Origin of the sequence: Cyanobium sp. Lug-B (assembly GCF_024345635.1) — a bacterium.
GTDB lineage: Bacteria > Cyanobacteriota > Cyanobacteriia > PCC-6307 > Cyanobiaceae > Cyanobium > Cyanobium minutissimum.
In genome coordinates this window covers 58,845-67,506 of sequence record NZ_JAGQBM010000012.1, presented here as the reverse complement: position 1 = coordinate 67,506, position 8,662 = coordinate 58,845, and the positions used below count along the sequence as shown (strand labels likewise).

General features: G+C 73.1%; 8 protein-coding genes. 1 reads left to right on the top strand and 7 read right to left on the bottom strand.

Features of this window, described 5'->3' with window-relative positions; all coding sequences use genetic code 11:
- The 3 genes from KBY81_RS04970 to ndk form a co-directional block, all read right to left on the bottom strand.
- Positions 1 to 664 (bottom strand): CHASE2 domain-containing protein (locus KBY81_RS04970; RefSeq protein WP_254975833.1); only part of this gene is annotated, 664 nt, incomplete at its 3' end.
- Entirely contained in the window at positions 664 to 1,368 is a 705-nt protein-coding gene (locus tag KBY81_RS04965; RefSeq protein ID WP_254975832.1) for a FecR domain-containing protein, read from the bottom strand. The genes KBY81_RS04965 and KBY81_RS04970, both read right to left, overlap by 1 nt.
- Before the next feature lie 34 nt (positions 1,369 to 1,402).
- Positions 1,403 to 1,861 (bottom strand): nucleoside-diphosphate kinase, encoded by a 459-nt coding sequence (ndk, locus tag KBY81_RS04960; RefSeq protein WP_106219450.1) that lies wholly within the window; start codon positions 1,859 to 1,861, stop codon positions 1,403 to 1,405.
- 282 nt (positions 1,862 to 2,143) lie between these two features.
- Between ndk and speA the strand changes: the two genes are divergently transcribed.
- Complete coding sequence (speA, locus tag KBY81_RS04955; RefSeq protein ID WP_254975831.1) at positions 2,144 to 4,156, top strand: biosynthetic arginine decarboxylase; 2,013 nt, start codon at positions 2,144 to 2,146, stop codon at positions 4,154 to 4,156.
- Here the strand turns inward: speA and KBY81_RS04950 are convergent.
- From KBY81_RS04950 to KBY81_RS04935, 4 genes are all read right to left on the bottom strand, one after another.
- Positions 4,141 to 6,039 carry an adenylate/guanylate cyclase domain-containing protein gene (locus tag KBY81_RS04950; RefSeq protein ID WP_254975830.1) on the bottom strand — a complete coding sequence of 633 codons (1,899 nt, stop codon included), beginning with the start codon at positions 6,037 to 6,039 and terminating at the stop codon, positions 4,141 to 4,143. The two genes, speA and KBY81_RS04950, sit on opposite strands and share 16 nt — an antisense overlap.
- On the bottom strand, positions 6,039 to 7,133 hold the full coding sequence (locus KBY81_RS04945) for a hypothetical protein (protein WP_254975829.1): 1,095 nt from the start codon (positions 7,131 to 7,133) through the stop codon (positions 6,039 to 6,041). The genes KBY81_RS04950 and KBY81_RS04945 overlap by 1 nt, the downstream gene beginning before the upstream one ends.
- 4 nt (positions 7,134 to 7,137) lie before the next feature.
- Complete coding sequence (locus KBY81_RS04940; protein WP_106219455.1) at positions 7,138 to 7,857, bottom strand: FecR domain-containing protein; 720 nt, start codon at positions 7,855 to 7,857, stop codon at positions 7,138 to 7,140.
- Between the two features lie 75 nt (positions 7,858 to 7,932).
- Positions 7,933 to 8,637 carry an SIMPL domain-containing protein gene (locus tag KBY81_RS04935; RefSeq protein WP_254975828.1) on the bottom strand — a complete coding sequence of 235 codons (705 nt, stop codon included), beginning with the start codon at positions 8,635 to 8,637 and terminating at the stop codon, positions 7,933 to 7,935.
- Positions 8,638 to 8,662 lie beyond the last annotated feature (25 nt).

The following is an 8,662-nucleotide window of genomic DNA, read 5'->3' as shown; positions in this document are numbered from 1 at the left end:
GTGGCGGTGCCGGCCGCACCAGGAAGGCCCTCGGCCGGGGCCGGGGCGGCGGGAAATCGCCCAGCCGGGCCTCGATCCAGCCCTGGCCCCGCACCGCCTCCACCCCCCCCCGCGGTGCCTTCCGCAGGGTGGTGAGGCCGGGGGCACCCAGCGGGTGGATGGGCAGCCGCAGCCGGCTCTCCTGCACGCCCCCCTCCTCCCGCACGCCGAAGTGGGCGGCCAGGTGCACCCGCTGGCGCCAGGGGTTCAGGGTGGCCACGAAGGCCCGGTCATCAGCGGGGCCGAAGCGGCTGGGCTGGCTGTACTCGATGTTGAACAGCACCCGGGCCGCCCCCTGCTCGAGCACATGGGCCGCCAACCGGGCCTGCAGGGCCCGGGGCCAGGGCCAGGGGCCCATCTGGCGCCACAGCGGCGACGCCTGGCGCTCCCCGGGGGCCAGCAGCTCCCCCAGCTCCAGGGAGTCGGCGTCGATGGCCAGGATCACCGGGTCAGCCGGGGCGGGGCGGGGCCCCCGCAGCAGGAAGAAGGTCTGGACGAGCTGGTCGTCGAGCAGCCGCGGCCCCTGGCCCAGGGGGGTGAGGGGCGCCCGGTCGAGGCCCGCCACCAGGGGGGCGGCCAGGGCCAGCCACCAGAGCCGGCGCCCCAGCCCGGGCCAGGGGGACATCAGGGGGTGAGCCCGAGTTCCCGCTCCAGCACCGGCAGCGTCTCCATCGGCGCCCCGAAACCGTTGAGCAGCTCGCTGTTGCGCCGCCGCAGCCTCGCCTCGGTGGCGTCGATCCGGCGCGGGCCTTTCCAGCCGTCGGGGGTGGCCTCCAGGCGCTGGCCGCTGCTCAGCCGGTACACGGTGCCGTCATCGGCGCGCACCTCCACCTCCCCCTCCCAGCTCAGGAAGAGCACCGAGTCGGCGGTGTCCTCGATGAAGACCGTGGTGCCCTCGATCGAGGCCGTGCCCACCCGGGTCTTGATCCGCAGGGGGGTGGGACGCTTTGCCCCGGGAGCAATCCAGGCGATGATCCGGCCGCGCACCAGATCCAGCAGCGTCGGCTCGATCCGCAGCAGGGCATTGCCCCCGAGCCGGAAGCTGCGGCCATCGGCCAGCAGGATCTGCAGCCGGCCGGGATTCTCGGTGCGCAGCACGGTGGACGGCCGCAGCACCTGGCCCACCAGGGCCGGCCGCTCCGGCGCCGCCGGCGGCATCACGTAGGCCGGCCGGGACGGCACATCCACCACCCGGGGCACCCGGGGGGCCGCCATGGCCCCGGCGAGGGGGCCGGCGGCGGGCAGACCAAGCGCCAGCCCGGCGACCAGCATGGCCACGGGCGCCAGCTTCAGCGGCCCGGGAGGCCTGAGGCTCCTGCGCAGCACCATGGCCCGGGGACCCGACGGTCCCCAGGATGGCCGCTCAGGGCTCGACCCGCCACACCTGGTCGGCCGGCGTCCACGCGCACAGCTCGGAGGGCTGGAACCAGAGCCCGATCTCGAAGACGGCGGTTTCCGGTGCATCGGAGCCGTGGATGACGTTGCGGCCGATGTTCACCGCCAGGTCGCCGCGGATGGTGCCGGGTTCGGCCTCCAGGGGCTTGGTGGCACCGATCAGCTTGCGGGCGCTGGCGATCACGCCATCCCCTTCCCAGACCATGGCCACCACCGGCCCGCTGGTGATGAACTCCACCAGGCCGGCGAAGAAGGGGCGCTCCCGGTGCACGCCGTAGTGGCTCTCGGCCAGTTCCCGGCTGGGCACCAGCTGCTTGAGGCCCACCAGCTTGAAGCCCTTGCGCTCGAAGCGGCCGAGGATCTCGCCCACCAGGCCCCGCTGCACCCCGTCGGGCTTGATGGCGAGGAAGGTGCGTTCGGTGGCCATGGGGAAGGGAAAGGTGTTCGGGCCATCGTCCGCGCTGGGGCTGCCGCTTGGCAAGCAACCCCGTGCCCTTTCGACGGGGCGCCCGGCCGGCCGGGCCGGGGTTGCCCGTCCGGCACCGGCGCGACTCCGAACCTGTACACGCTGTACAGGCTCGTGGATCGGCCTCCTTCGTGGATTGGCCTCCGCCGCTGACCCGAAGCTGCCGCAACGCCCAGGCCGGGGCAGCCGCCACAAGGCCCCGCCTAGATTGCCCCCTCAGGCCTGAGCCAACCCAAGGCTGCGATGGTGTTCGCCGAACCGACCAGCCCGCCGGGCGTGCCCCCCGTCCCTTCCGGGCGGGCTGATGCCTGGAGCGCCGCCGACGGGGCGGCCCTCTACGGCCTCGACCGCTGGGGTGAGCCCTACTTCGGGGTGGGTCCCCGGGGCCACGTGATCGTCCAGCCCCGTGGCGACCGCGGCGGCTCCCTCGATCTGGTGGAGCTGGTGCGGGAGCTGCAGGGCCGCGACCTGTCCCTGCCGCTGCTGATCCGCTTCGACGACATCCTCGAGGACCGGCTCGAGCGTCTCCACGGCGCCTTCGAGCGGGCCATCGCCCAGTACGGCTACAACGGCCGCTACCAGGGGGTGTTCCCGGTGAAGTGCAACCAGCAGCGCCACGTGGTGGAGCAGCTGGTGGAGAGCGGCCGCCGCTGGCATTTCGGCCTGGAGGCGGGCAGCAAGGCCGAGCTGCTGATCGCCCTGTCCCTGCTCGACGATCCCGACGCCCTGCTGATCTGCAACGGCTACAAGGACCGGCGCTACATCGAGACGGCGATCCTGGCCCGGCGCCTGGGGCGCCAGCCGGTGGTGGTGATCGAGCAGGCCGATGAGGTGGAGCGGATCATCGCCGCCAGCAGCGCCCTGGGCGGGGCGCCATTCATCGGCATCCGCGCCAAGCTCTCGGCCCGCAGCACCGGCCGCTGGGGCAGCTCGGTGGGCGAGCGGGCCAAGTTCGGCCTCTCGATCCCCGACGTTCTCACCACGGTGGAACGGCTGCGGGAGGCGGGCCTGCTCGACGACCTGCGCCTGCTGCACTTCCACGTCGGCAGCCAGATCAATGACATCGCCGTCCTCAAGGACGCCCTGCAGGAGGCCGGGCAGATCTATGCCGAGCTCACCCGGCTGGGGGCGCCGATGGGCTTTCTCGATGTGGGCGGCGGCCTGGGCATCGACTACGACGGCAGCCGCACCGCCACCGCCGCCTCCACCAACTACTCGCTGCAGAACTACGCCAACGACGTCGTCGCCACGATCCGGGAGTGCTGCGAGCCCCACGGCATCCGCCCGCCCACGCTGGTGAGCGAGAGCGGCCGGGCCCTGGCCAGCCATTTCAGCGTGCTGGTGTTCGACGTGCTCGGGGCCGGCGCCCGCGGCGAAACGGTGCCGCCGCCGGCCGAGGGGGAGGCGCTGATCCTGCGCAACCTGCGCGACACCCACGCCCTGATCACGGCGATCGCCGCTGAGGGCGGCCTCGAAGGGGACGACGCCGGTGAGCGGGTGGTGGTGGAACGGCTCCAGGAGGCCTGGAACGATGCCCTCAAGTTCAAGGAGGACGCCCTCACCGCCTTCCGGCTCGGCTACCTGAGCCTGCCGGAGCGCGCCACGGCCGAGCGCCTCGCCTGGGCCAGCTGCCAGGCGATCGCCCGCCAGCTCGAAGGCCTGCCCCCGGGCACCGTGATCCCCCAGGAGCTCCAGGCCCTGCCGGCGGCCCTGGCCGGCACTTACTACGCCAACCTCTCGGTGTTCCGCTCGGCGCCGGACACCTGGGCGATCGACCAGCTGTTTCCGGTGCTGCCGATCCACCGCCTCGACGAGCGCCCCACCCGGCTGGGCAGCTTCGCCGACCTCACCTGCGATTCCGACGGCAAGATCGCCCGCTTCATCGACCGGGGCCAGGTGAAGCCGCTGCTGGAACTGCACGGCCTGCGGCCCGGTGAGCCCTACTGGATCGGGCTGTTCCTCGGCGGCGCTTACCAGGAGGTGATGGGCAACCTGCACAACCTGTTCGGCAGCACCAACGCGGTGCACATCCGGCTGGCGGCCGGCGGCGGCTACCGGGTCGACCACGTGGTGCGGGGCAACACCAACGCCGAGGTGCTCGAGGCGATGGAGCACGACCCCGACCTGCTGCTGGAGCGGCTGCGCCTGGCCAGCGAGCAGGCGATCGGCCGGGGCGACCTGGCGATCAGCGACGCCCGCCGCCTGATGGCCCATCTGAAGGCCAGCCTGGAGCAGACCACCTATCTGGAGGCCTGATCCCCGGCCACAACCTGTTCCGCCAGGGCGACGGTGAAGATCTCCACCTCCCCGAGGCTCTTCACCGCCTGGGGGCCCAGGGAACGGGCGGCGAGCCCGGGGTCGGCCGCGATCAGGCTGGCGGTCTGGGCGTCACAGACCACCGCCGCGTCCACATTGCGGGTGGCCGATTCGAGCCGGGCCGACAGGTTCACCGTGTCGCCGATGACAGTGAACTCCATCCGCCTGGGGCTGCCGATCTGGCCCACCATCACCTGGCCGCTGGCCAGGCCGATACCGTTGTCGAGGGTGGCGATGCCCCGCCGTTCCCAGTCCTCGTTGAGGCGGGCCAGGGCCGCCCGCATGGCCAGGGCGCAGCGCACCGCCTGGCTGGCCTCCTCGGCCACCCCCCGGCTCACCGGTGAGCCGAAGACCGCCATCACCGCATCGCCGATGAACTTGTCGACGGTGCCGCCATGGGCCATCACCACCTCCACCATGGCGCCCAGATACTCGTTGAGCTGGAGCACGTGCAGCTCGCTCTGGCCTTCGCCGCTGCGCTGCTTGGTGAGCACCGTGAAGCCCTTGATGTCGGTCATCAGCACGGTCACCTCCAGCAGGCGGCCGCGCAGGATGCCCTGGGCCGATTCCGGGTCGGAGAGGATCTCCGCCACCACCCCGGGCGCCACGTAGCGCTCGAAGGTGCGGCGCAGGCGCCGCCGCTCCTGGCCCTCCCGCAGGTAGGCATCCCCCCCGTAGAGCAGGCCCAGCAGGACCAGGCCCGAGGAGGGCGCCAGCAGCGGCAGCCAGCGGTTGGCCTGCTGCAGCGCCACGACGACGAGGGCCCCCTGGAGGACCAGCACCAGAACCACCAGGGCGAGGCGCCAGCGCAGGTCGCTCCAGCGGCGGGCCGCCGCCAGCACGAGCAGCAGCGGCAGCAGGGCCAGCAGGGCCCGTCCCGGCGCACGGCGCGGCCAGGGCTGCAGCCCGTCCCCCTGCAGCGAGTTGGCGGTGGCGGTGGCCAGCACCTCCAGCCCCGACAGGCGGCCGAAGGGGGTGGGGTAGCCGTCGGTCCCCTGGGCGACCACCGGGCCGAGCAGCACCAGGGCCCCCTTCACGTCCTGGCGCAGGGGGTGGTTCTTCCAGCGCTCGGGGTCGAGCACCTCCCAGGCCGGCAGGCGCAGGAAGCTGCCTTCCGGACCATAGAAATTGAGGGCGCTGGCCCGGTCGTCCTGGCGGCTGCGCTGGCCCCCCAGCCGCAGCAGGGTGGAGGAGAGGGCGCTGTGGCCCTCGGCGCCCCGGGCGGGGAGCACGCCGCTGGCATAGGCCTCGGGGTGGCGGCTGGGCTCGCTGGAGGTACCGGCCAGGATGTTGGTGAGCCCGAGGGAACCGGTGCCGCCGATGGCCGCCAGGAAGCGCTCCGGCCGCACGAAGGTGAGGGCTCCCGCTCCCTGAGCATCGTCGGATTCGAGCATCTCGGCCGCCAGGGCGACCCGGCCGGGGTAGCGCCGCAGCCGCAGCTCCAGGGCGTCGTCATCGGCCGGCCCCTTGCCGCTCGGCCCCTCGAAGACCACGTTGACGGCGACGGCCCTGGCGCCGGCCTGCAGCAGCTTCTCCGCCACCATCCCGTAGGTGGCCCGCGGCCAGGGCAGGCTGCCGACGCCCTTCGCCCAGTCCGGGATCCGGCCCTCCTCCTCGAACCAGTCCCCCTGCTGCAGGGTGGCGTCATCGACCGTGACGAGCACCACCTTCGGCGGCGGCCGGCGCGGGCCCCGCAGCAGCAGCAGTTGCTGCTCCACGCCCCGCTCCCACACCCGCATCCGGGGTCCCGGCCAGCCGGCGCTGACCCCCACCCAGGCCAGCACCGCCACCACCAGGACCCGGAAGCTGCGGCGTCGGGGCATCATCGCGGCACCGGGCTCCAGAGTGTGCAGATCCCGACGGCCCGGCCGGAGCGCTCCAGCCGCACGCAGTCGATGGCCCGGGCCCTGGGACGGTTGATCAGGATCTGGGTGTGCAGGGGCGAGCCCATCCAGCGGGACACGATCCGCTCCGGGTTCCAGGCACCGGCCGGCATCGAGCAGGCGATCACCTCACTGGTGGGCATCAGCGGGCCGGAGGCGGCCATGCGGTTCTGGAACGCCCCCCAGCGGGAACGGTCGTGGTCGCAGTCGCGGCTGGCCAGCAACTCCTCCAGCACCGGCGCCAGGTAGGCGGCGTTCCGGGACGCCAGGTCCGCCGGCAGGGGTTGCAGGGCGGGGCGGCCGGCCTGGGCCCGGTAGCGGTTGATGGTCTCCACCAGGGGGTCACGGCTGACCGCCGGCGTGGACGGGGCGGCGCTCACCCCGGGGAAACGACGCTGCACGAAGGCCTCCAGCGCCGCCATGCCGGGCAGCGGGACGGTGAATCCCTCGAACAAAGGTCCCCGCAGGATGGCGGCGTAATCGTCCGCCGTGAGGGGTCGCTGGAAGAGCAGGGCCCCCTGGCTGGAGAGCCGGACCCGGTTGCCTCCGGCCACCAGGAGCGGCACCCCGGGCAGGGGCCGGCCATCGGCGAGGGGCTGGAGCTCCACCGAACCCTCCAGCACCGTCACGTCCTGCTCACCGCCGTCGAGCAGGGTGATCAGGTAGTTGGTGCCCCGGGTGCTGAGCCGCGAGGAGCGGGTGCAGCCGTTCTGCCGGCCGGACACCAGGATCTGGCCGCTGCTGAGCAGGAAGCAGGTGCTGCCGAGGCGCAGCTGGGTGAAGCGGTTGAGGCGGCCGGCGGCACCCCCGGCGAAGCCCAGCTGGCCGCGGCTGTTCTGGGTGCGGACCAGCTCGGGCGTGAACGCCCGCTCCCGCACGTGGGCCTGGCGGCGTTCGATGAACAGCTCCGGGCCATCGAGGATCTCCTGAACGAGCGCCGATCCCGCCAGGCTGGCTGCCGTGGCCATTGGCGAGGTCAGGCCGGTCAGGCCCGTGGCCATGGCCGCCAGCAGCACCGGGAGCGGGCGGATCACCGGCTCAGAAGAAGCGCGGCAGACCGAAGGGCAGCGACGGTGGACTGATCGGCACCGGGAGGTTCACCCCCGGCACCCGGGAGCGGATGTAGCTCTCCAGGGAGCCGTAGGCCGGCAGCGGCACCCGGAAGCCCTGGAAAAGGGGGCCGCCCAGGATGCTGTTGTAGTCGGTGACGCTCAGCCCCAGGATCGCCAGCACCACCCCGGCGGGGGAGAGGCGCAGCTTCTGGCCCGCTTCCACGGTGGTGGCGGGCTTGCCGGTGGGTTCCCCGTCAGCGAGGGGTTCCACCTCCACCGACCCCTCCAGCACGGAGATCTCCGCCTCTCCCGACTCGTTGACGTCGAGGAGGTAATTGGTGCCCCGCACGCTGAGGCGGGCGGAGCGGGTGCAGCCGCTCTGCTTGCCCGACACCAGGATCTGGCCCTTCTCGATCAGGAAGCAGCCCTGGCCCAGCTTGAGCAGGGCAAAGCGGTTGAGGCGGCCGGCGGCGCCGCTGTCGAAGCGGATCTGGCCGCGGCTGTTCTGGGTGCTGACCTTCTGGGGGGCGACGGCCTTCTGCTTCACCTTGGCCGTCTTGCCGTCGATGAAGAGCTCGTTGCCATCGAGGATCTCCTGCACCACCGCGCTCTCGGAGGCCCGCACGGGCAAGGGCCCGAGGGCGGGACCGACCAGGAGCACCAGGATCGGCACCATCGAGAGGCTCGGCAGGTGGCGGCGGCGCATGGGCTCAGGGCTCCGGTGCGGATGGCCCATTCTGCTCAACCGGGCCGGAAACGCATCGATGCCGCCGGAATCGTCTCAGCGGGCGCAGAACCGCACCATCAGCCCGAGGCGGTTGACGGGCTGGGCCAGTTCGGCCGGATCGAAGGGGGGAGCGGCCTCGGCGGCGGCCGCCCGCATCATCACCGGCCGGAAATCGTTGCCCTCCAGCTGCACCTCCAGGGGGGCCAGCCGGCTGAGGCCCACCGCCGCGGCCACGTCGCGGGCCTGGGTGAGGGCATCCTGGTAGGCCGCCCGCAGCAACTGGCGGCGCACCGCCGCGTCCTGGACGCGATCGGCTTCGGTGCCCACCGGGGCCAGCCGCACCCCGGGGAGGGCCCCCACCTCCCGGATCAGGGGCTGCAGCCGCTCGGGAGCCAGCCGGCCACTCACCTGCAGGCTGGCCGTCACCGCCGCCGGCCGGCGGCGATCGGCCTCGCGCTGCCAGGTGCTCGGTGAGGTGACCCGCAGCTCCTCCACCTGCAGCTGCTGCAGGGCCTGGCGCACCGCCGCCAGCCGCTCCTGCAGGCCCTGGAGGGCGGCGTCGGCCGTGGGGCCCTCCGCCTCCAGCGCCAGGGAGAAGGACAGCCGGCGGGTGGGCCGTTCCTGCTCGGCGCTGCCCCTGGCCTCCAGCAGGGTGCCGTCGCAGCGCAGCTGCACCTGGGCGACGGCGGCACCGGGCCTGGTGCCGAGCACCACCAGACCCAGCAGTACGGCGAGGGGACGCAGGACGATCGGTCGCATGGCGGGAGGACGGCTGGAGCCAGCC

Coding starts and splice junctions, on each gene's coding strand:
- KBY81_RS04935 (WP_254975828.1), bottom strand. CDS start 8,637: ATGCGACCGATCGTCCTGCGTCCCCTCGCCGTACTGCTGGGTCTGGTG.
- KBY81_RS04950 (WP_254975830.1), bottom strand. CDS start 6,039: ATGCCCCGACGCCGCAGCTTCCGGGTCCTGGTGGTGGCGGTGCTGGCC.
- KBY81_RS04965 (WP_254975832.1), bottom strand. CDS start 1,368: ATGGTGCTGCGCAGGAGCCTCAGGCCTCCCGGGCCGCTGAAGCTGGCG.
- KBY81_RS04940 (WP_106219455.1), bottom strand. CDS start 7,857: ATGCGCCGCCGCCACCTGCCGAGCCTCTCGATGGTGCCGATCCTGGTG.
- speA (WP_254975831.1), top strand. CDS start 2,144: ATGGTGTTCGCCGAACCGACCAGCCCGCCGGGCGTGCCCCCCGTCCCT.
- ndk (WP_106219450.1), bottom strand. CDS start 1,861: ATGGCCACCGAACGCACCTTCCTCGCCATCAAGCCCGACGGGGTGCAG.